The organism is Micromonospora sp. NPDC005324, assembly GCF_040607155.1.
Lineage (GTDB): Bacteria > Actinomycetota > Actinomycetes > Mycobacteriales > Micromonosporaceae > Micromonospora > Micromonospora trifolii.
Map to the genome: position 1 here is coordinate 116,551 of NZ_JBEXGE010000002.1, position 20,612 is coordinate 137,162.

Genomic DNA, 20,612 nt, shown 5'->3' on the forward strand with positions numbered 1-20,612 from the left:
CTTCTGTCCCGCAGGGCTGGGTTCGGCCTTGTCCCGTCCCCCCGCCGATGACGAGCCCAAGCAGTACGAATAGGGACGCTAGCGTGCCCGTTCCAGCCCCGGAGGCAAACGAATGAACCTGACCAGGCGTTCTTTCGCTATCTGAGGAACTAGCCTGCCTGATTGCCCCTTTTTCGGACATCGACCGGCAGCGTTGGGCGGTATGCGAGATATCTGATGGTTTCGCGGATGTGGAACTTCTCCGCGTCCGACACCTGTGGATCGACCAGACGGCGCAGCAGCGCCTCCACGTCGGGGTCCATCGGAGGGGCGGCCTGGCCGGTGCGAGGGCCGGCTGCGGCGCGGTCCCAGCCGAGTGCGGCGAAGGCGGCGGCAGGGTTCAACCCCAGGCCCTCGCAGAAGGCGACCACCCGCTCGGCCTCTGGATCGCTGGCCCAGTCGCCCCGGACCCAGCGGTTGATGGTCTGCCGGGAGACGCCGGTGCGCCGGGACACCTCGGTGCCGCTCCAGGCTCGGGTCGCCCGGGCCTCGTCCAGAGCCCGTCGGACGAAGGTGGCGAAGGCGATCTTCCGCGCATTGGCCGTCTCGGTCACTCCGTGACGGTACGGCCAGCCGGCCGCGGGTGCGTGCCCCGGCTCGCCACTGTCACGCAGACGTGACGATGCCTTCGGATTTCCGGTAAACGAGTCGGTGCCACTGTTGAGGGGTGTCACGCGGGCAGAATAGATGAACGTAGTGGCAAACGTAAGCGGACGAAAAGCTGATACTGTCACGTCCATGGGACAATCTACGGTGTGTCACGTGCATGAGACGATTGGTGCTCACATGCGTCACGCCCCCGGTGCCAGGGGGTCGTGGTGACCGAGCTCGCCACCCGCGCCCAGGCCTTCGGGCTGATCGCCGAGGGGGTCGCCGCGGGGCTGACCGCCCCCTGGCGCCTCTACCTGGCCCGAGGCTGCCGCTACCTGTCGCTGAGCGTCGGTGATCGTGCCGAGTGGAACGCCTGGCGTACCCATCTCGGCTGCCCGGAGCTGAGCGTCCGGGTCTACGACGCCGGCGGCGAGATCCGCCGGTCCTCGGTGGCCGAAGTCGTGCTGGACGGCTGCCGGATCAGCGTCGAGCTGGTCGAGGAGGTCAGCACCGACGACCTCGACCGGCTGCTCGTCGCCGACCCCACCACGATCGAGCCGGAGGAGCGATGACCTGGCGTCCCGGCTGGGCCGGAGCTGCCCGATGAGCCCGTTTCTCGCGGTGTTCCTCGTCCTGGTGCTCGGTGCCACCAGTTACGCGGCCGGCCGGCTGCACGGGCAGCTCAGCTACCGCATCGGCTACCGCTTCGGTTACCGGCAGGGCTACTTCGACGGTGACCGGGGCGCCTGGAACCGGCGTCGTCGGGACGCCCAGGCGGCGATCGCCTCGGCCCTGTCGGTCTCGCCCGCGGGCGTGGTCCGCTCCGCCGGTGCTGTCGAACGCCCCGGCACCACGTACACCGGTTCGTCCTTCAGCGCGCCGGCCGCCCCGATCACCGGGCGGCACCCGACCGGCACGCTCGTCCGACGTACCGGTTGAGGTCGATCGGCGGGGATACCCCGCCGACCGGCGCCACGAACGCGGTGCGTCGTCCGCGGCGGACACGCACCGTCGGGGCCACGTCAGACCGGTGACGGTGGCCCCACCGGCCGGGATGCGCGCAGGGGGCATGCATCCCGGCCGGTTCCGCCGCGCCCGCGACACTGCCTTCCGGCTGGTGCGGGCGTCGACGGAGCGCTGTTCACGAGCGCGTCCTGGGAGATCCACGTTCGGCCTCTAGCCGGGAAGGTCCGGCGGGGCTAGCGTCTAGGCATGGCACGGGGTTCTCCCGAGCCAGCCGGTCCGCCCGGATCTGCGACCTCGCGCATGGGGTTCCGCATCCGACCCCGTGTCCCCGGGCACCGGAGGAGGCGGAACACGGGTGGCGGGTGCCCATCCGTCGGAGCAGGCCTGTGACGACTCGCCGTACCATCGCCGGTGCCGACCAGACCCCGGCCGCGACTGCCACGCCCCGCCGAGCCACCAGGAGCCGCCGTTCGGCGGCCGCCGCGCCGGCCGACCCCAAGGAGCCACGACCAGCCGGCCAGGCCTTTGTCCTGGACACGTCGGTGCTTCTCTCCGATCCGGCGGCGTTCCACCGGTTCGCGGAGCACGAGGTGGTGCTACCTCTGGTGGTCATCACCGAGCTGGAAGGCAAGCGGCACCATCCGGAGCTGGGCTGGTTCGCCCGGCAGTCGCTGCGGATGCTCGACGACCTGCGGGTTCGGCACGGCCGACTCGACCGCCCGGTGCCCGCCAACGACGTCGGCGGCACCCTGCGGGTGGAGCTCAACCACACCGACGACGGCGTCCTGCCGCCCGGGTTCCGCACCGAGAGCAATGACGCCCGGATCCTCTCCGTCGCGCTCAACCTCGCCGCCGAGGGGCGGGAGGTGACCCTGGTCAGCAAGGACATGCCGTTGCGGGTCAAGGCGGCGTCGGTGGGTCTGCGTGCCGACGAGTACCGCCACGGCCAGGCCAGCGACCCGACCTGGACCGGCATGTCGGAGATGGAGTTGAGCGAGGAGCAGATCGGCCAGCTGTACGCCGGCGAGACGCTCGACCTCGACGAGGCGGCCGGGCTGCCCTGTCACACCGGTCTGGTGCTGCACTCCGGGCGTGGGTCCGCGCTCGGTCGGGTGCTGCCGGACAAGTCGGTGCGTCTGGTCCGGGGCGACCGGGAGGCGTTCGGGCTGCACGGCCGCTCGGCCGAGCAGCGGATCGCTCTCGACCTGCTGCTGGACGAGTCGATCGGGATCGTCTCGCTGGGTGGCCGGGCCGGCACCGGCAAGTCGGCGCTGGCGCTCTGCGCCGGGCTGGAGGCGGTGATGGAGCGCCGCCGGCACAAGAAGGTGATCGTGTTCCGCCCGCTGTACGCCGTCGGTGGCCAGGAGTTGGGTTACCTGCCGGGCTCGGAGTCGGAGAAGATGTCGCCGTGGGCCCAGGCGGTCTTCGACACGCTCGGCGCTGTGGTGCACGAGAACGTGCTGGAGGAGGTCACCTCACGGGGCATCCTGGAGGTGCTGCCGCTGACCCACATCCGCGGGCGCAGCCTGCACGACGCCTACGTGATCGTGGACGAGGCCCAGTCGCTGGAGCGCGGGGTGCTGTTGACAGTGCTGTCCCGGATCGGGCAGGGCTCCCGGGTGGTGCTCACCCACGACGTGGCCCAGCGAGACAATCTGCGGGTCGGCCGGCACGACGGGGTGACGGCTGTCATCGAAGCGCTCAAGGGCCATCCGCTCTTCGCGCACGTCACCCTCAGCCGTTCGGAGCGGTCGCCGATCGCCGCCATGGTCACGGACCTCCTGGAGGACATCCCGATCTGACGGGGCTTATGTGGGCTTTTGTCCACCTTATTGATGTGGCGCAGATCACAAACGGCCAGGTTGGTTTCCCATCAGCCTCACTGTGCGCAATCGTGTCCACGAGCGTCCATGCACCACCGGGATCGTTGGCGATCGTTCGTCCCGAGAGGGACGGCATCGGCGAAGGTCGGTGCGTCGGCGCGACCGGCAACCGGTCGGGGCGCTCGTGGCACGGCTGACGGCCACCTGTGGTCTGCGCCGCGCCACGTCCTTGCTCCCGACGAAGGGACCACTTCGTGAGTCGGCTGTGGAGCCGGTTGGGCGCCCGTACGGCTGCTGTAGCGCTGCTCTCCGTGGGCGTTGCCGGTGGCTTCTACCTGGGCGAAGACCGGGAAACCCAGCAACAGGGTCTGACCGAGCAGGTCAGTCTCGAGGTCGACCGGGCCGACCTCGCGTACCAGCGCGAGCGGCAGGCCGCCCACCAGGTGCAGTTCTCCAAGCAGCGGGCCGCCGAGTACCAGGCCAAGCTGCGGGCGAAGGAGGCCGCCAAGGAAGCCGCCGAGCGGGCCAGCAAGGCCAAAGCCGCAGCGGCGTCCCGTAAGCGCGAGCGCGCCGCCTCCAACGCGCCCGCCAAGCCGTACGACGGGCCGATCCCGGCGTCCTGCGCCGAATACAGCGGCAACCGCAAGGTCGGCTGTGCCCTGATGATCGACAAGGGCTTCGGCATCGCGGAGTTCCCCTGTCTGGAGAAGCTCTGGACCAAGGAGAGCGGCTGGAACCACAAGGCCAGCAACTCCTCGTCCGGTGCATACGGCATTCCACAGTCTCTGCCGGGCAGCAAGATGGGCTCCGTCGCGTCCGACTGGCGCACCAACCCGGCCACCCAGATCATCTGGGGGCTGGGCTACATCAAGGGCAGGTACAAGTCCCCCTGTGGCGCCTGGACCTACTTCCAGAACAACGGGCACTACTGACGGCTCTCGAAGGCGGGGCGGGTGGCTCTCCACCCGCCCCGTCTTCGCGTACTCCGGACGGGACGTGAGTGGCGGTCGGCCGCTTTTGCTGATAGCAGTTGTGGAGTGACCCTGCACCCGTCAAGCGGCGACCCCTACCGGTTCGGCACCGAGGCGTTCTACGCCGCGCTCGGGCGGGCGTTCGTCGCCATGTGCGCGGTGGTCCCGTTCCTCTTCCTCATCGAGGCCGTCGACCAGGGGCTCGCGTTCGGCCTGGACGCCACCGCCGGCATCATTCCGCAGCGCATCGACGGGCTGGACGGGGTCTTCTTCTCCCCGTTCCTGCACCACGGCTTCGACCACCTCTACAGCAACAGCATTCCGCTGATCCTGCTGGGCACCTTCGTCCTCGCCGCCGGCGCCCGCCGGTTCCTCTGGTCGACACTGGTCATCATCCTGGTCAGCGGGCTCGGCGTGTGGTTCACCGGCTCACCCAACTCGGTGGTCGTCGGCGCCAGTGGCGTCATCTTCGGCTACCTGGGCATCCTGCTCACCCGGGGCATCGTCGAGCGCAGCTGGTGGAACTTCGCTGTCTTCCTCCTGGTCGGTCTGCTCTACGGCTGGCAGTTGGTCGGCATCCTCCCCACCGACGAGCGGATCTCCTGGCAGGGGCACCTGTTCGGTCTGCTCGGCGGGGTGGTGGCGGCGATCCTGTTCCGTCGGCGGCGACCCGCAGTGGACGGTCCGGACTACTCGGGCTCCACCCTCAGCCTGCCCTGAGGCGATTCTCCGGCGCGCCTCTGGGACGTGCTTGCCCGACCGTCGCCGCCCGCTTACGGTCGAGATCAGCACGCGTTGATCCGTGAGCGGAAAGCGACGGTACGCCATGCGCGAGGTCGATGTCGCCGTGATCGGGGCCGGTCCGGCCGGTCTCTTCGCCGCGTACTACGCCGGGTTCCGGGGGCTGTCGGTGGCGGTGATCGACGCGTTGCCCGAGCCGGGCGGTCAGGTCACGGCCATGTACCCGGAGAAGCTGATCCTCGACGTCGCTGGCTTTCCCGCGGTCAAGGGCCGCGACCTGGTGGCCAACCTGGTGGCCCAGGCAGCCCCGTTCGGCCCGCAGTACCTGCTCGGCACCCGGGCGGAGAAGCTCGCGTACGCCGACGGTCGCCCGGTGCTCGGCCTGGCCGGTGGCGAGCAGTTCGCGTGCGGCGCGATAGTGGTCACCGGCGGGCTCGGCAGCTTCAGCCCTCGGCCGTTGCCGTGCGCCGACGGCGCCCCCGGCTCGGGGATCGTCTACTTCGTGACCGAGCCGACCGAGCTGACCGATCGGGACGTGCTGATCGTCGGTGGCGGAGACTCCGCCTTCGACTGGGCGCTGGCGCTGCAACCACTGGCCCGGTCGGTGACCCTGGTGCACCGCCGGGAGAAGTTCCGGGCCCACGCCTCGACAGTCGCCCGGGTGCTCTCCCTGCCGGTGCGGGTGGTGGTCAACGCCGAGGTCACCAGGCTGCTCGGGGACGGCACAGTGACCGGTGCCGAGGTGACAGTGCGCGGCGGCGCGACCGAGACGTTGCCGGTGGACATCGTGGTGGCAGCCCTCGGCTTCACCGCCGACCTGGGCCCCCTCGCCGAGTGGGGGCTACGGCTGGACCGCCGGCACATCCTGGTCGACAGCGCGATGGCCACCAACCTGCCCCGGGTCTTCGCGGCGGGTGACATCACCGAATATCCGGGCAAGGTCCGGCTGATCGCCACCGGCTTCGGTGAGGCGGCGACGGCGGTCAACAACGCGGCCGTGGCCATCGACCCGAGCGCACACCTCTTCCCCGGGCACTCCTCCGACGCCGGCTGAGCGTCGGTATCGGACCCAGACCGACCTGAGTCCGGATCGAGATGGGTCGACCGGATCCTGAGTGGATGACGGGTTCCGAGGCACGGCAGGACGGCGCACCCACCACGCTGTCCTGGCTCTGCCACCCCGCCACAATGTTCGCGCTGGTCCTGCTGCTGGTCAACGACCATGTGCTGAAGGCGGCCTTCCCCGGCCTGGTGACCGGCAAGCTGAGCGACGTCGCCGGCCTGGTGCTCGCCCCACCTCTGGTCGCGGTGCTGCTGACCCTCCTGGTGCCACGGCTGCCGTCCCGGGCCGCCGCGCTGGCCGGCCTGGTCGCGGTGGGCGCCGGGTTCGCGGTCGTCAAATCCAGCGGGTACGCCGCCGAACTCGCCTCCTCCGCCTGGACCGTGCTGGCCGGGCCGTCGCTGGTCCGGGCCGACTGGACCGACCTGCTCACCCTGCCGGCGCTCGGCCTGGCCTGGTGGAGTTGGACGCGGTCACGTCGCCGCCCGGTGCGCCAACGGACCGCCCGGCTGGTCCGGCTGCTCGTGGTGCTGCCACCGGCGGTGCTGGCGGTGGCAGCGACCAGTGCGGTCACCTACCCCTACGCCGTGGGCACCGCCCTGGTCGACGGTCACCCGGCGGTCTCGTTCGGCTCCGGGTACAGCAGCCAGGACTGGCCGGCAAGCCCCGCTGACGGTCAGTGGTCGGTCAGCGAGGACGGTGGGACCACCTGGCGGCTCGCCGAACCCGCCGAGCAGGGGCGGCTGGTCCGGCGAGACGTCGGGCAGCGGCAGGCGTGCGTACCCACCGAGCCGCAGCGGTGTTACCGCACGGTCGCCGGTCACCTCCGGGTGGAGCAGAGTGACGACGCCGGCGTCACCTGGCGGGTGGCCTGGGAGGTGTCGGACGCGCGCCGTGAGGCGCTGGCCCGACGCTCGTTCAACCCGGGTGACATCGGCCGGCACTTCGCCTCCCGCGACCTGATCGTCTATCCCACCGACGGCGGCGGCCACGAGGTGCTGGTGGCCAACGGTCGGGACGGCATCCTGCACCGAGGGTCGGACGGCGGGTGGCGACGGAGCGGCTTCCTCGACCAGCGGGATCGAGCGGAGCCCCGCTGGGAAGATCCGCCCCCGTTGGACGGCGGCGGACCCGGGGACCGCGAGACGGACCTGCTGCTCGCCGTCGTGCTCGCCCTCACCCTCGGCTGCACGGTCACCGTGCTCGCCGGCCACCTGGCCATCCGCCACGGCGGAGGTCCGCGCTGGTGGGGGATCGCCGGCAGCGCGTCGATGCTGGTCGCGGGGATCGTGTTGGCCGTGGGGTGGGAGCGCGACGATGACAGCGGGACGTCCATGGCCCTGCTGTTCGTCGTCCTGCCCGTGGGTGTCCTGACGGCGACGGCCCTGATCGTCCGAGCTTCCTACCAGGGTGCGCTGCCACGGTGGATCCGATGGGTCCTGACCGGGTTCCTGCTCACCGCGCTCCTGTCCGGGCTGCCGCTCATCGGTTGGCTGTACGGCACCCCGGCGCAGACCCGGTTCGCGGTCGCGCTCGCCCTCCTGGCCACGGTGCCGGGTGTGCTGTTGGCCGTCCGGATCGCCCGGCTGGTCGACCCGGCCCGAGGGTTCGAGCGTCGGTACCCGCCGCGCCCGCCGTACGGGCCCTATCCGGCGTACCCGGCCTATCCGCCCCACCTGCCGCCTCGGGCGGCTGTGCCTGACCCGCCCTACCCGTCGCCGCCACCGCATTGAGCGTTCGGTGGGCGGGTGGTCAGCGGCGTGCGGGTGGCGCCAGCGCGGCGATCAGCACCGCCACCATGGTCAGCGCCGCCCCGAGAAGGGTGTTCACACCGGGGTTCGAGGCCGCCGTGGGAAGGACCAGGTCCAGCAGGACGGCGCCCACGATCTGCCCGGCGATGGTGGCCAGGCCGAGCAGCAGCACACCGGTGAAGCGCACGATCGCGGCGGCGATCGCGATGAAGACGATGCCGATCGGGCCGCCCAGGTAGAGCCACGGCTCGGTCGGCAGGTGGCCGCCGGGCCAGCCGCGTACGGCGATGTCGATCGCGAACGCGACGAGCAGGGTGACAGTGCCGACGGCGAAGTTGACGAGCGTGGCGGTCAACGCGCTGTCGGCCGCCGCCCGGACCCGGCCGTTGACGGCCTGCTGCCAGGCGATGCCCACCCCGGCGAGCAGCGGCAGCAGGGCCAGCGTCAACGCGCCCGGGTCGCCGAGTCGGTCGCCGACCGCCAGGCCGACCGCCAGCACCGTGAGCACCGCGCCGGCCAGCCGCTGCCGGGTGACCGGCTGCCGGCCTGTCGGCCCGATCCCGGCCCGGTCCACGGCGAGGCTGCTGCCGGTCTGGCCGGCGACCACCGCCACTGTGAAGACCGCCACGCCCAACGTGCCGATGGTGAGTCCCTGGGTGGCCACCAGGAACGCCCCGCACATTCCACCGAGGCACTGCCACGGCCGTAGCGTGCCCGTCCGCAGGGCCTTCCGCGTCGCGACCAACCCTCGCCGGCCACCGGGGGTCGCGGGCACCAGCACCAGCAGCACCAGCAGGCCGATGCCGAACGAGACGACAGCGGCGGCGAAACCGTCGTCGAGGCGTACCCCCAGCTCGCCGTTGATGCGCGACTGCACCGCCACAGCGACCCCGGAGGCCGACGCCAGCGCGACGCCGGTGATCCGGCGGGCGGCCGACAGGGTCTGCGGGGTCGCCGTGTCGGCGGCTGTCACTCCTGCTCGGCCAGCGGACGACCATCGAAGTCGACCGCCGAGTAGAGCGCCAGCTTCTCCAGCCGGTGGTACGAGTCGATCACCCGGATGGTGCCGCTCTTCGAGCGCATCACGATCGACTGGGTGTACGCGCCGCCAGCCCGGTAACGCACCCCGCGCAGCAGGTCGCCGGAGGTGACCCCGGTCGCCACGAAGAAGCAGTTGTCGCCGGTGACCAGATCGTCGGTGCCCAGCACCCGGTCGAGGTCGTGCCCGGCGGCGATCGCCTTCTCCCGCTCCTGCTCGTCGCGCGGCCAGAGCTTGGCCTGCATCGCACCGCCCATGCACTTCAGCGCGCACGCGGAGATGATGCCCTCTGGCGTGCCGCCGATGCCCATCAGCACGTCGACGTCCGACTCGCCCCGGGCCGCCGCGATGGAGCCCGCGATGTCGCCGTCGGAGATGAACCGGATCCCCGCACCGGTCCGGCGGATCTGCGCGACGAGGTCGTCGTGGCGGCTCCGGTCCAGTACGCAGACGGTCACCTCGGAGATGTCGGTGCCCTTGACCTTGGCGATCCGGCGCAGGTTCTCCGCCACACCGGCGTTGATGTCGATTACGTCGGCGTACGCCGGCCCGACGGCGAGCTTCTCCATGTAGAACACGGCGCTGGGGTCGAACATCGCACCCCGCTCGGAGACGGCGAGCACCGCCACCGCGTTCGGCATGCCCTTGCTCATCAGGGTGGTGCCGTCCACCGGGTCGACGGCGACGTCCACCTCCGGGCCCGTGCCGTCGCCGACCTGTTCGCCGTTGAAGAGCATCGGGGCGTTGTCCTTCTCGCCCTCGCCGATCACCACCACACCGCGCATCTGGATCGAGTTGATCAGCTTGCGCATCGCGTCGACAGCGGCCCCGTCGCCGCCCTCCTTGTCGCCCCGACCGACCCACCGGCCGGCGGCCATCGCCGCGGCCTCGGTGACCCGGACCAGGTCGAGGGCAAGGTTTCGGTCGAGATCCTGTGGGATCCGCGTCCTGGTGTTCGTCATGACGGCTACTCCTCCTCGCGACGGTGCGGGGACGACCGGCGGCGGGGAGGCCCCCACTGCCGGCTTTGTCGCTGATCCTCACACGATGGCCGACAGGGCGTCGGCGCGGGGCGGTGATGGCCCGGATACCGCCGGTCGGGCGGCTGCGAAGATAGCGGGGTGGAACCCGCACAGCCAGCCGACCGCGTACCCGCCGACCGCACGCCGCCCGACGGTCAGCCGCCGGCCGCCGTCCCCGCCGACCGCGGTGGTGAGCCCGCCGCGACCGATCCGACCCCACCGCCGCCGGCGGCGTCCGGCAAGTCCGAGCGGTCGCCGAAGGACATGGCGATCTCGCTGCTGGTGCTGCTCGTCCCGATCGCGCTGCTGCTGGCGTTCTACCGGGGATTCCTCGGCGGCGACCAGGCCACCACAGTCGATCCGGCACCCGCCATCGAGCAGGCCCGCTCGGCGAACGTCTTTCCGGTGAGTCAGCCGCAGGGGCTCGGCTCCGACTGGACGACGGTCAGCGCCCGCTACCAGACCGTCGAGGGCGGTGCGAACCTGCGCCTCGGCTACCTCACCCCGGAGGGGCGGGGCGTCCAACTGCTGCAGAGCAGCGTCCCGGCGGACCGTCTGCTCCCCGCCGAGCTGACCAGTCAGAGCCAGCCGCAGGGCCCCACCGAGCTGGCCGGGCGCACCTGGCAGCTCTACACGGCCCGGGGAAACCAGCAGGCGCTGGTCCTGCTGGAACCGACCCGCACGGTGATCATCGTGGGCGACGCCCGGGACAACGAACTCCGCGAACTGGCCAGCTCGCTGCGCTGACCGGACCCGGTGGTCGCTGACCCCGCTGGCACCAAATCTGGGCAACCGGGCCGAAGAGTGATTGTCCGACGTGTCGACAGGGAACAAGGAGGGGGTGATCCGGGCGCGCTGCTCGGCCCGGATCGCGCGACGCAGCCGACGGTGCTGCTGCGTCGCCGGAGTTTCCGGCGCCGTCCAGGTCGTCGGGTGACCCCCTTGGGAGACACGTATGACTGTTCGACGACTCGGCGCCGGCCTGGTAGCCGCCGCTCTGATCACGCCCGCACTGGCCGCCTGCGCCAGCGGAACCGGCACCACCGGATCGACGCCGTCCCCGACGGTGAGCGCGTCCGGCACGGCGAGCCCGTCCGGAGCCCCGGTGGCGGGCGACGCCAAGCAGGCCCTGCTCGACTCCACCAAGGAGATCAGCAACGGGAACTTCCGGTTCACCCTGGCCGGCGCCAGCTCGACGGCGGAAGGGCTGGTGCACCAGCCGAGCCAGAGCGCGGCGATGAAGATCTCGATCGGTGGCCCCTCGTCCGACCTGGCGATGAAGCTCGACGTGGTCCACTACAAGCCGGACAGCTGGGTCAAGCTGGAGCTGACCGGCCCCACCGCCGACAGCCTGCCCGCCATCAAGCAGCTCAACCTCGGCAAGTACCAGCACCTCGACCAGAACCGGATCAAGGGCAACCGCAACCTCGGCTTCGACTTCGAGAAGGTCGACCCTGCCGGTAGCGCGGTGCTCACCCAGGGCATCACCGAGGTCCGCAGCACCGGCACCGGCGCGTACGCCGGCACCATCGACGTCACCAAGGCCGCCGAGGCGGGCTCGCTGAACGCCGCCACGATCGCCGCGCTGGGCACCCAGGCGAAGACCGTCCCGTTCACCGCGAAGGTGGACCCGCAGGGCCGGCTCAGCGAGCTGGTGCTGCAGTTGCCGGCCGCCGGGCAGACTGCCGCCCAGGAGATCAAGATGACCTACTCCGACTACGGTGCCGCCACCGCAGCGCAGAAGCCGCCGGCGGCCCAGGTCGTCGAGGCGCCGGCCGAGCTGTACAGCCTGTTCAACTGACGTACCCGGGTGGGGCGGCTTCGGCTGCCCCACCCTCGGTTGGTCAGGAAGCGGGCTCCTGCCGGGCGGCGTCGATCCGCGCCCGCGCACCATCCAGCCAGCGTTGACAGATCACCGCCAGCGCCTCACCGCGCTCCCAGAGCGCCAGCGACTCCTCCAGGGACGTGCCGCCGGCCTCCAGCCGCTCCACCACCGAGGCCAGCTCGGCGCGGGCCTGCTCGTAACTGAGCCGTTGGTCCGGCCCGGCCTTCGTGTCGTCAGTCATCGCGTTCATCTCAGCACACCACTCCCCACCGCGCCGCGTCGCCACTCAGCCATCGACGGTGGCGGCCAGCTCACCGTCGGCCAGTCGTACCCGCAGCGGGTCGCCCTTGCCGACCTCCGCCGCCGCGCGGACCACGTGGCCGTCCGCGCGCTGCACGATCGCGTACCCCCGGTCGAGGGTGGCGGCGGGGGAGAGGGCGCGCAACCGCGCGAGGGTGTGCCGCAGGTCATCCTCGGCGGCGGCGAGCCGGTGCTCCAGGCAGCGGCCGGCCCGCTGACGCAACGCGGTCAGCTCGGTCGCCCGATGCTCCACCATCACCTGGGGTCGGGCCAGCACCGGCCGGGAACGCAGCCCGTCGAGCCGGTGCGTCTCCCGGTCGACCAGGTTGCGCACCGCCCGTTCGAGACGGTGTCGGGCCTGCCCGATGAGGCGTACCTCCTCGGTGAGGTCGGGGACGACCCGCTTCGCCGCGTCGGTCGGGGTGGAGGCGCGGACGTCGGCGACGTAGTCGATCAGTGGCGCGTCCGCCTCGTGGCCGATCGCGCTGACCACCGGGGTACGACAGCCGAACACCGCCCGGCAGAGCGCCTCGTCGGAGAAGGGCAGCAGGTCCTCGATGCCGCCGCCACCCCGGGCGATGATGATCACGTCGATGCTCGGGTCGGCGTCCAGCACCTTGAGCGCGTCGATGATCTGTGGCACCGCGGACGGGCCCTGCACGGCCACGTTGACCGTCCGGAACTCCACCGCCGGCCAGCGCCGACGGGCATTGGTCAGGACGTCCCGCTCCGCCGCCGACGCGCGACCGGTGATGAGCCCGATCCGGCCGGGCAGGAACGGCAGTCGACGCTTGCGGGCGCGGTCGAACAGCCCTTCGGCGGCGAGCAGTTTCTTGAGTTTCTCCAGTCGGGCCAGCAGCTCCCCGAGCCCCACCTGGCGAATCTCGTCGGCCCGCAGGCTCAGCGTGCCCCGGGCGGCGTAGAACTCCGGCTTGGCGTGCAGCACCACACGGGCGCCCTCACGGAGCTCCGGCGCACCGGCGTCCAGGACGTCCCGGTTGGTGGTGACGGTCAGGCTCAGGTCGGCCGACGGGTCACGCAGGGTGAGGAAGACAGTGCTGGCTCCGGGGCGGCGGCTGATCTGCGCCACCTGCCCGTCCACCCACACCCAGCCCAGCTTGGCGATCCAGGCCCCCACCTTCTGGCTGACCACCCGTACCGGCCAAGGCTCCTCAGCGCTACTACCCCCGCCGCCCCCGCCGCTACCCACCCGCCCACCCTCGCTCACCCGCCCACCCTACGGACCACCCCCACCTGGCCCGTCGATCATGAAGTTATTGCCCTCCGTGCCGGCGTGTCGCGGCAATAACTTCATGATCAACGCGGCGAGTGGTGGGTTGCGGGGCGGTGGCGGGTGGAGGGGTGGCACGTACGATGGGGTGGTGACTGAGGCTCAGGCGACTCACCGGACCGGCAAGCGCGTGCTCCTGGCCAAGCCCCGCGGCTACTGCGCGGGTGTCGACCGCGCGGTGCAGACCGTGGAGGAGGCGCTGAAGCTCTACGGCGCCCCGATCTACGTGCGCAAGCAGATCGTGCACAACAAGCACGTGGTGCGGACCCTGGAGGCCCAGGGCGCGATCTTCGTGGAAGAGAACGAGGAGGTGCCCGAGGGCGCCACCGTCATCTTCTCCGCGCACGGTGTGGCGCCGGAGGTCTACGAGCAGGCCAAGGCGCGTTCGCTGAAGGCGATCGACGCGACCTGTCCGCTGGTCACCAAGGTGCACCACGAGGCGCGGCGCTTCGCGGCCGAGGACTACGACATCCTGCTCATCGGCCACGAGGGGCACGAAGAGGTCATCGGCACCGCCGGTGAGGCTCCCGCGCACATCCAGCTGGTGGACGGCCCGGACGGCGCCGACAAGATCACCGTACGTGATCCGGAGAAGGTGGTCTGGCTCTCCCAGACCACGCTCTCGGTCGACGAGACGCTGGAGACGGTGGCCCGGCTCAAGCAGCGGCTGCCGCTGTTGCAGTCCCCGCCCAGCGACGACATCTGCTACGCCACCTCCAACCGGCAGCACGTGGTCAAGGAGATCGCCGCCGACTGTGACGTGGTGATCGTGGTCGGCTCGACGAACTCCTCCAACTCGGTCCGCCTGGTCGAGGTCGCCCTGGACGCCGGCGCCCGCGCCGGTCACCTGGTCGACTTCGCGCACGAGATCGACGACGCCTGGCTGGAGGGGGCCACCACGGTCGGCCTGACCTCGGGTGCGAGCGTCCCGGACGACCTGGTCCAGGAGGTGCTGGTCCACCTCGCCGCCCGCGGCTTCGCCGACGTCGAAGAGATCACCACCGCCAACGAGCGGCTCACGTTCTCGCTTCCGCAGGAGCTGAGGCGGGACATGAAGGCCGCCGCGGCGCGCGGCTGAGGCGTGGGAACGAACCCGGGTCGGCGTACGTCAGATTCGGCATGAGGACTCTTCGGCTCGCCGTTCCCGCGCTGGCCGTCTGCGTGGCGCTGAGCGCCTGCGGCGGCCAGGGTGTCGGGGGCGGCACACCCACCCCCACACCGACGGGAGCGCAGCCGGTGACCAGCCAGCCCACGCCCGACCCGACCGCCCCGCCGACGACCGGCACCCCCTCCGCGCCGTCCGGGGTGAAGACTCCGAAGCCGGGCGGCCCGAGCACGCCGCCGGGCGTCGGGGCCACCACCCTGAGCGGCACCCTCCAGGGCGGCGTGGAGCCCGGCTGCGTACTGCTCGACGGTTACCTGCTGCTCGGCGGCCCGCGTGACGTGCTGACGCCGGGCGCGCGGGTCGAGGTCACCGGTCGGGTGGAGCCCGGCATGATGACCACCTGCCAGCAGGGCACCCCGTTCGTCGTCACGGCCGCCCACCGGTCCTGACCACTCACGCCTGACACGCGGGAGCCCGCCCCCGAACGTGGGGACGGGCTCCCGCCGGTGTTAAGAGCGGATCAGTTCACGGCACCGATGGTCACGTTGCCGCGACCCACGATCGCACCCTCGGTGGTGACGATCGCCAGTTCACCGGAGAGCTGACGCCCGTCGGCCGGAACGGCCACGGCGGTCACCGTGCCGGTGATGGTGGCCGACTCGCCGTGCATCAGCGGCACCGCGACGGTCGGAGCGGTGATCGTGCCCAGCGAGGCGGACGCGAACGCGTCGTAGTAGTCGTAGGCGGTGCTGGTCCCCGGCCCGTCGACCCCGTACGGCTCCACCACGACGCGGTAGGTGCCGGCGGGCGGGTTGGTCAGCGTGACCGCCTCCTCCGAGTCGCCGTCGGCGGCCCGACCGACCTCGGTGGCGCCCCGATAGACGAACAGGTCCAGGTCGGCGCCCGCGTTGGCGGGGTTGCCGATCCGGGCGGTGAACGTCGACGTGCCCGCCGGAATCTCGACGGTCCACTCCTGATTGGGGCCGCCCTCGGTGATGGTCGGACGCTCGGTACGCACACCGGTGAGCGCGCCACTGCGGCCGCTGACCGAGACCGGGCCGAAGGCGTTGGTGACGTTCCAGCTCACCGGGGTCGGCTCGCCGGCCTCGACACTGGGCAGCTCGACCAGCGCCGGCTCGACCGTCAGACCCTGCACCCGCGCCTGGAGCTTGAACGGGTTGTTCAGCGCCGGGGACGTCCGCCGCGACTCCACCTCGATCTCCCAGACCCCGGGAAGCGGGTTCTGGTAGTCACGCTCCTGCGGCTTGCAGACGTTGACGTCGGAGAAGTTGGTGTAGCAGACGGTGCTGGTGGTGGCCTCCACCGGCACACCCAACGGGTTGATCGCGATGAAGCGGGTCTGCGAACCGGTGGCGATCCCGGAGAGGTTCACCTGGAGGGCCTTGGCGCCCTCCGGGACGGTGACGAAGTACGACGTGAAGCCGTTCCGGTCGACCGAGCCCTCGTTGGCGTACGAGAAGGTGGGCTTCTTCACGTCGTTGGAGGCCACCACCACTGTGGACACCTCGAAGTCGACCACGTTGGTGGCCGGGTCGTCGATCCGCACGATCGCGCCGTGCGCGCCCTCGGTGGCCGGCTTGGCGGTAACGCTGATGGTGACGGCCTTGTTGAGCGGCAACGCGACGGTCTTCGGCGCCTTGAAGGTGCCGTCGTTGCCCTGGAGCGTGATGTCGTGCTTGATGGTGCCGGCCGGGCCGCTGGTGCGGGTCAGCTTGACCGGGTAGGTCTTGCTCTGGCCGACCTTGTGGCCACCCTCGGCCGAGGTGCAGCGGTTGTAGACGCCGGTGCCCCGACCCGGGTTCGGCACGAACTTCACACCGTTCCAGATGGTCAGCTGCTCCGCGAGGGGGCTGCAGACCGGCGCGTCGGAGACGTACGACCGGGTTTCGACGCCCTGGCGCAGCAGCTGCCAGGCGCCCGGAACGTTCACCATGCCGTAGCCCTGCGCGTACGTCGGCACGTCCGCGATCGGCTTGGCGGAGCTGAAGAGCGCCCGCCGCAACGCCGCCGGGCTGACGCCCCGGTCAGTGGCCTTGGCGGCCGACAGCAGCAACGCGCCGGCGCCGGCGGTCTGCGGAGACGCCATCGAGGTGCCGTTCAGCATCGCGTAACCCGGGGGCAGCGCGTATCCGGCCTCGGGGACCGGCGCGCCGAGCTGCCAGGTCGGTGCGGTGGAGATGGCCGAGCCGGGGGCGGCGATGTTCGGCTTGAAGCCGCCGTCCTCTCGCGGGCCACGGGAGGAGAAGTTGAACAGGGCGTTCTTCTTCTTGACGACCGAGCCGTAGTTGGACAGCCAGGTGTCCTTGCTGATGTTGGCGGCGACGCTGATCACGTTGCTGGCGACGGACGGGTCGCCGACGGTGTTGAGACCCGGGCCGGAGTTGCCGGCCGAGATGACCAACTGCACGCCGTACGTCTCGATCAGTTCGTTGTAGAGGTTCGTCCGCGCGTTGTTGCCGTCGTTGAGGCCCGGAAGGCCACCGATCGACATGTTGACGATGTCGACGCCACGGTTGGCAACCAGGTCGATCATGCCGGTGGTGAGGGCCGCAGCGGTGCAGCCGCCGCCCCACGAGCAGGCGCGGGCGGAGACCAGCTTGGCGCCGGGCGCGGCACCGTCGAAGGCACCGTTGCCGAGCATGTCGTTGGCGGCGGTGATGCCGGCGACGTGGGTGCCGTGGGTGCTCTCGACGATGCCGATGTTGACGTAGTCGTAGGTGCCCGGCAGCCCGATCGGCGTGGTGTTCACGTTCTTGCGGAACTCGACGACGAAGGGCTGCCGCTCGGCGACCGGCGTGGCCGGGTTGTCGGTGCCGAAGTAGCCGATGTCGTACTTCTCCTTGTACGGCCGCATGACCGGGTCGTCGGTGAAGTTGAGGTTCTGGTTGGCGTCCACCCGGATGTTGTTGGTAGCCGGGTCGAAGAGCACACCCCAGGTGTCGGTCCGGTCGCCGTCGCGGTTGACGTCACCGCGGGCATCGCTGTTTGTGGTGATCGACTCGCGGAATAGAGCAAACCGGTAGGCGCCTGCCGGCGCGGTCCAGGTGCCGCCTTCGATCGCGAAGGACGGACCGTTGACCGCATCCCTCATCCGCAGCCAGCTTCCGTCTTCCAATGGATCGGTCGCGGTGACCCAGTCGACGATCTTGCGCTCGCCGGTGGTGGTCTGCTGCAACGCCGGGTGGGCCAGGTCCACACCGGAGTCCATGATGCCGATCGTGACGCCCCGGCCGTCCCACGCGGGGTGGGCCGCGGTGAACGCCACCGCGCCGGTCTCGTTCGTCGGCATGTAGGGGTTGTCGGCCGGGGTGGTCTCGCCCGGCGCTGCGACGGCGGCCTGCTTCGCGCCGGCGGTGCCGGCGGGGGTGCGTTCCGGGGCCGGGTCCGGCAGTTGGATGACCTCGTCCAGGTCGACGGCCGAGACGCCGGGCAGGCGTGCCGCCTTGAGGACCCGGTCGGTCGGAACCTTGGCCAGCACGAAGCCGACCCGTTCCTGCCGCTGGCTGACGGTGCCGCCGAGCTTGGTGAGGCTGTCGGCGACGTCCCCTGCCTCGCCCTTCTCGGTGGCGACGATCAACGTGACGGTCGGTGCCTTCTTGGCGCGGGCCTCGCTGAGCAGTTTGGCGTCGTGGGCGCCCAGCGTCTCGGCGGCGGTGGCCGGTGAAGCGTCCGGTGTGGTGGCGGGAGCGGCGGCCGCGGTGGCGGCACCACCCATGGTCGTCATGGCGCTCGCCGCCAGGACCGACGCGAAGAGCGCGGCTGAGGTGCGCCGGCTCAGGTTTCGGAGTCTGCTCACGTTCTCTTTACCTCCAGAGAACAGGGCCCCTCAGAGAAGGGCGCTCGGGTGAGCAGAATCTTTCGGGGTGTCGATGAGCACTGTCACTACTGGTCAGTCCCTTGTGACCACTTCGTGACATGCAGGCATACGCACTGTCACATAGACGGCTGGCGGGCCGAGACCTCGTCGGCCGGATCGGCCAGCTCGGGCGCCTGTGGCTGCCGGGGCGTCAGCTCGACCTGGGCCGGCGTGGCCAACTCGTCGTCCGAGACGCCCAACTCGGCGAGCTTGCGAGCGCTGACCAACACCCGGGCCTCCAGTGAGCCGACCGCCCGGTTGTAGGCGGTCACCGCACCGGCCAGCGAGGACCCGAGCTTGCCCACGTGGTCGCCCAGGGTGGACAGCCGGCCGTACAGCTCGCGAGCGAGGGTGTGCACGGCGAGCGCGTTGCGGGCCAGTGCCTCCTGCCGCCAGGAGTAGGCGACAGTGCGGAGCAGGGCGACCAGCGTGGCCGGCGTGGCGAGCACCACGTTGCGGGTGAAGGCGTGCTCCAGCAGCGTCGGGTCGCGCTGGAGCGCGACGTCGAGGAACGGGTCGGCGGGGACGAACAGCACCACGAACTCAGGTGAGTTGTCGAACGCCGACCAGTACGACTTGGCGGCCAGGGCGTCGACGTGCCCGCGCAGATGCCGCGCGTGCGCGTCGAGGTGGGTGTCCCGGCCGCGCTCGTCGCGGGCCTCCATGGCTGTCAGGTACGCGTCGAACGGGGCCTTGGCGTCCACCACCACCGAGCGACCACCGTGCAGGCGGACCACCAGATCCGGTCGGACGACCTGCTGGTCGGTGGCGGCGGTGACCTGCTCGGAGAAGTCGCAGTGCTCCAGCATGCCGGCAGCCTCGACGATCCGGCGCAGCTGGTGCTCGCCCCAGCGGCCCCGCACCTGCGGTGCGCGCAGCGCCGCCACCAACTGCTTGGTCTCGGTGCGCAGCTCACCGGAGACCGCGTTCATCGAGCGGACCTGCTCACGCAGCTCGGCGTACGCGTCGACGCGGTCGTGCTCCAGCTCAGCCACCCGCTGCTCGTAGCGGCGCAGGGTGTCGTGCAGCGGCGCGACCGCCCGGGCCACCGCCTCCTGGGACTGCGCGGTCGCCTCGTAGCTCAACGCCCGCATGGACTGCTCCAGCCGACCCTCGCCCTCCCGGGTGGCGGCCAGGGTGGCATCCAGGCGGGCGATGTCGACCGCCGACCGGGACCGGGCCGCGAGCCAGCCCACCGCCCCGCCGGCGCCGAGGCACACGATCACCAGGAGCAGTGTCGAGACGTCCATCACCGGAGCTTGCCAGACGGATACGACGTGCGAGGCGGGGGTACGTTCGATGACATGGAACTTGTGCTCTGCCTCGCCGTCGTGCTGGTCGGTGCGCTCGGCGCCGCCGCGCTCATCCGCGCTCAGGCCGGTGCCCGTCGGCGCACCGAGCTCGGCGACGCCCGCGCGGAGGCGCAGCGGTGGTACGAGCGCCTCGGCGGCCAGTTGATGAACCTGCACGGCGAGGAACCAGCGGTACGTCAGGCGCTGGCCGACGCCGGTGAGCGGTACAACGCGGCGGGCTCCCAGCTGGAGCAGGCGTCGACGCCGCACCAGTTCGGGCTGGCCCGGGAGACCGCGCTGGAGGGTCTGGCGTACATCCGGGCGGCGCGCACGGCGCTGGGCATCGACCCGGGTCCCGAGGTGCCGACCCTGGCCGCCGCCCGCGGCGTGGGGCAGCTCACCAGGGAGCGTGAGGTCGATGTGCAGGGGCAGACCTTCCGGGCCGGGCCGCAACCCGGCCGGGAAACGCCCTACTACTACCCCGGTGGGCGGTATCAGGGTCGACCGGTGCCCGCCGGCTGGTATTCGACGCCCTGGTGGAAGACGGCGCTGGGTGCCGGCGCCGGTGTGCTCGGCGGCATCCTGATCGCCGACGCGCTCTTCTCGCCCGCCTTCGCCGACCCGGGGTACGGCTACGACGCCGGCTACCAGGAGGGCTTCGGTGACGGTGTCGACCAGGGCGGCGACGGCGGTGACCAGGGCGGCGACTTCGGCGGCGGCGACCAGGGTGGGGACGTCGGCGGCGGCGACTACGCCGGTGGGGACTTCGGTGGTGGCGGCTTCGGCGGCGGCGACTTCGGTGGTGGCGGCTTCGGCGGCGGCGACTTCGGGGGTGGGGACTTCGGCGGCGGCGACTTCTGACAGTCGTTCAGACGTACGGAGACGGGCCCCGGTCACAGCGACCGGGGCCCGTTCTCGT

General features: G+C 71.2%; 19 protein-coding genes. 12 read left to right on the forward strand and 7 right to left on the reverse strand.

Going from position 1 to position 20,612, the window contains the following annotated elements; translation table 11 throughout:
• Window positions 1-149 precede the first annotated feature (149 nt).
• Entirely contained in the window at window positions 150-593 is a 444-nt protein-coding gene (locus ABZS40_RS02565; protein WP_091394342.1) for an XRE family transcriptional regulator, read from the reverse strand.
• A gap of 264 nt (window positions 594-857) precedes the next feature.
• Here ABZS40_RS02565 and ABZS40_RS02570 point away from each other — a divergent pair, with 264 nt between their 5' ends.
• From ABZS40_RS02570 to ABZS40_RS02600, 7 genes are all read left to right on the forward strand, one after another.
• Entirely contained in the window at window positions 858-1,202 is a 345-nt protein-coding gene (locus ABZS40_RS02570; RefSeq protein ID WP_030328857.1) for a hypothetical protein, read from the forward strand.
• Between the two features lie 31 nt (window positions 1,203-1,233).
• Window positions 1,234-1,569: a hypothetical protein gene (locus ABZS40_RS02575; RefSeq protein ID WP_091394339.1), complete on the forward strand. Its 336-nt coding sequence runs from the start codon at window positions 1,234-1,236 to the stop codon at window positions 1,567-1,569.
• Window positions 1,570-1,982: 413 nt separating this feature from the next.
• Window positions 1,983-3,398, forward strand: coding sequence for a PhoH family protein (locus ABZS40_RS02580; protein WP_238666702.1), 1,416 nt, complete (start codon window positions 1,983-1,985; stop codon window positions 3,396-3,398).
• A gap of 275 nt (window positions 3,399-3,673) precedes the next feature.
• Complete coding sequence (locus ABZS40_RS02585) at window positions 3,674-4,351, forward strand: lytic transglycosylase domain-containing protein (protein ID WP_354941142.1); 678 nt, start codon at window positions 3,674-3,676, stop codon at window positions 4,349-4,351.
• A gap of 105 nt (window positions 4,352-4,456) precedes the next feature.
• Complete coding sequence (locus tag ABZS40_RS02590; protein ID WP_238679720.1) at window positions 4,457-5,110, forward strand: rhomboid family intramembrane serine protease; 654 nt, start codon at window positions 4,457-4,459, stop codon at window positions 5,108-5,110.
• 106 nt (window positions 5,111-5,216) lie between these two features.
• Entirely contained in the window at window positions 5,217-6,185 is a 969-nt protein-coding gene (locus tag ABZS40_RS02595) for an NAD(P)/FAD-dependent oxidoreductase (RefSeq protein WP_354941588.1), read from the forward strand.
• Window positions 6,186-6,250: 65 nt separating this feature from the next.
• Window positions 6,251-7,924, forward strand: coding sequence for a hypothetical protein (locus ABZS40_RS02600; RefSeq protein WP_354941145.1), 1,674 nt, complete (start codon window positions 6,251-6,253; stop codon window positions 7,922-7,924).
• A 19-nt stretch (window positions 7,925-7,943) separates the two neighbouring features.
• Here ABZS40_RS02600 and ABZS40_RS02605 read toward each other — a convergent pair whose 3' ends face one another.
• Window positions 7,944-8,915: a DMT family transporter gene (locus tag ABZS40_RS02605; RefSeq protein WP_354941148.1), complete on the reverse strand. Its 972-nt coding sequence runs from the start codon at window positions 8,913-8,915 to the stop codon at window positions 7,944-7,946.
• On the reverse strand, window positions 8,912-9,943 hold the full coding sequence (glpX, locus tag ABZS40_RS02610) for a class II fructose-bisphosphatase (RefSeq protein WP_238679725.1): 1,032 nt from the start codon (window positions 9,941-9,943) through the stop codon (window positions 8,912-8,914). Before glpX ends, ABZS40_RS02605 begins: the two co-directional genes overlap by 4 nt.
• Window positions 9,944-10,102: 159 nt before the next feature.
• Between glpX and ABZS40_RS02615 the strand changes: the two genes are divergently transcribed.
• Window positions 10,103-10,750 carry a DUF4245 domain-containing protein gene (locus tag ABZS40_RS02615; RefSeq protein WP_354941151.1) on the forward strand — a complete coding sequence of 216 codons (648 nt, stop codon included), beginning with the start codon at window positions 10,103-10,105 and terminating at the stop codon, window positions 10,748-10,750.
• Between the two features lie 208 nt (window positions 10,751-10,958).
• Window positions 10,959-11,804, forward strand: a complete 846-nt coding sequence (locus tag ABZS40_RS02620; RefSeq protein WP_354941154.1) for a hypothetical protein — start codon at window positions 10,959-10,961, stop codon at window positions 11,802-11,804.
• 43 nt (window positions 11,805-11,847) lie between these two features.
• Here the strand turns inward: ABZS40_RS02620 and ABZS40_RS02625 are convergent, their stop codons facing one another.
• Entirely contained in the window at window positions 11,848-12,069 is a 222-nt protein-coding gene (locus ABZS40_RS02625; protein WP_354941157.1) for an exodeoxyribonuclease VII small subunit, read from the reverse strand.
• A gap of 45 nt (window positions 12,070-12,114) precedes the next feature.
• Window positions 12,115-13,356: an exodeoxyribonuclease VII large subunit gene (xseA, locus tag ABZS40_RS02630; protein WP_354941160.1), complete on the reverse strand. Its 1,242-nt coding sequence runs from the start codon at window positions 13,354-13,356 to the stop codon at window positions 12,115-12,117.
• A 154-nt stretch (window positions 13,357-13,510) separates the two neighbouring features.
• Here xseA and ABZS40_RS02635 point away from each other — a divergent pair, with 154 nt between their 5' ends.
• Window positions 13,511-14,497, forward strand: coding sequence for a 4-hydroxy-3-methylbut-2-enyl diphosphate reductase (locus tag ABZS40_RS02635; RefSeq protein WP_354941163.1), 987 nt, complete (start codon window positions 13,511-13,513; stop codon window positions 14,495-14,497).
• Between the two features lie 41 nt (window positions 14,498-14,538).
• Window positions 14,539-14,973 (forward strand): hypothetical protein, encoded by a 435-nt coding sequence (locus ABZS40_RS02640; protein ID WP_354941166.1) that lies wholly within the window; start codon window positions 14,539-14,541, stop codon window positions 14,971-14,973.
• A gap of 71 nt (window positions 14,974-15,044) precedes the next feature.
• Here ABZS40_RS02640 and ABZS40_RS02645 read toward each other — a convergent pair whose 3' ends face one another.
• Together ABZS40_RS02645 and ABZS40_RS02650 are read right to left on the reverse strand one after the other, a co-directional pair.
• Entirely contained in the window at window positions 15,045-18,341 is a 3,297-nt protein-coding gene (locus ABZS40_RS02645; protein ID WP_354941169.1) for a S8 family serine peptidase, read from the reverse strand.
• A gap of 137 nt (window positions 18,342-18,478) precedes the next feature.
• Complete coding sequence (locus ABZS40_RS02650; RefSeq protein ID WP_354941172.1) at window positions 18,479-19,651, reverse strand: DNA recombination protein RmuC; 1,173 nt, start codon at window positions 19,649-19,651, stop codon at window positions 18,479-18,481.
• 54 nt (window positions 19,652-19,705) lie between these two features.
• Here ABZS40_RS02650 and ABZS40_RS02655 point away from each other — a divergent pair, with 54 nt between their 5' ends.
• Window positions 19,706-20,554 (forward strand): hypothetical protein, encoded by an 849-nt coding sequence (locus ABZS40_RS02655; protein ID WP_354941175.1) that lies wholly within the window; start codon window positions 19,706-19,708, stop codon window positions 20,552-20,554.
• Window positions 20,555-20,612 lie beyond the last annotated feature (58 nt).

Excerpts from the sequence above, each read along its gene's own strand:
- ABZS40_RS02575 (WP_091394339.1), top strand. The coding sequence starts at position 1,234 with ATGAGCCCGTTTCTCGCGGTGTTCCTCGTCCTGGTGCTCGGTGCCACC.
- ABZS40_RS02595 (WP_354941588.1), top strand. The coding sequence starts at position 5,217 with ATGCGCGAGGTCGATGTCGCCGTGATCGGGGCCGGTCCGGCCGGTCTC.
- ABZS40_RS02600 (WP_354941145.1), top strand. The coding sequence starts at position 6,251 with ATGACGGGTTCCGAGGCACGGCAGGACGGCGCACCCACCACGCTGTCC.
- glpX (WP_238679725.1), bottom strand. The coding sequence starts at position 9,943 with ATGACGAACACCAGGACGCGGATCCCACAGGATCTCGACCGAAACCTT.
- ABZS40_RS02620 (WP_354941154.1), top strand. The coding sequence starts at position 10,959 with ATGACTGTTCGACGACTCGGCGCCGGCCTGGTAGCCGCCGCTCTGATC.
- ABZS40_RS02625 (WP_354941157.1), bottom strand. The coding sequence starts at position 12,069 with ATGACTGACGACACGAAGGCCGGGCCGGACCAACGGCTCAGTTACGAG.
- ABZS40_RS02640 (WP_354941166.1), top strand. The coding sequence starts at position 14,539 with ATGAGGACTCTTCGGCTCGCCGTTCCCGCGCTGGCCGTCTGCGTGGCG.
- ABZS40_RS02650 (WP_354941172.1), bottom strand. The coding sequence starts at position 19,651 with ATGGACGTCTCGACACTGCTCCTGGTGATCGTGTGCCTCGGCGCCGGC.
- ABZS40_RS02655 (WP_354941175.1), top strand. The coding sequence starts at position 19,706 with ATGGAACTTGTGCTCTGCCTCGCCGTCGTGCTGGTCGGTGCGCTCGGC.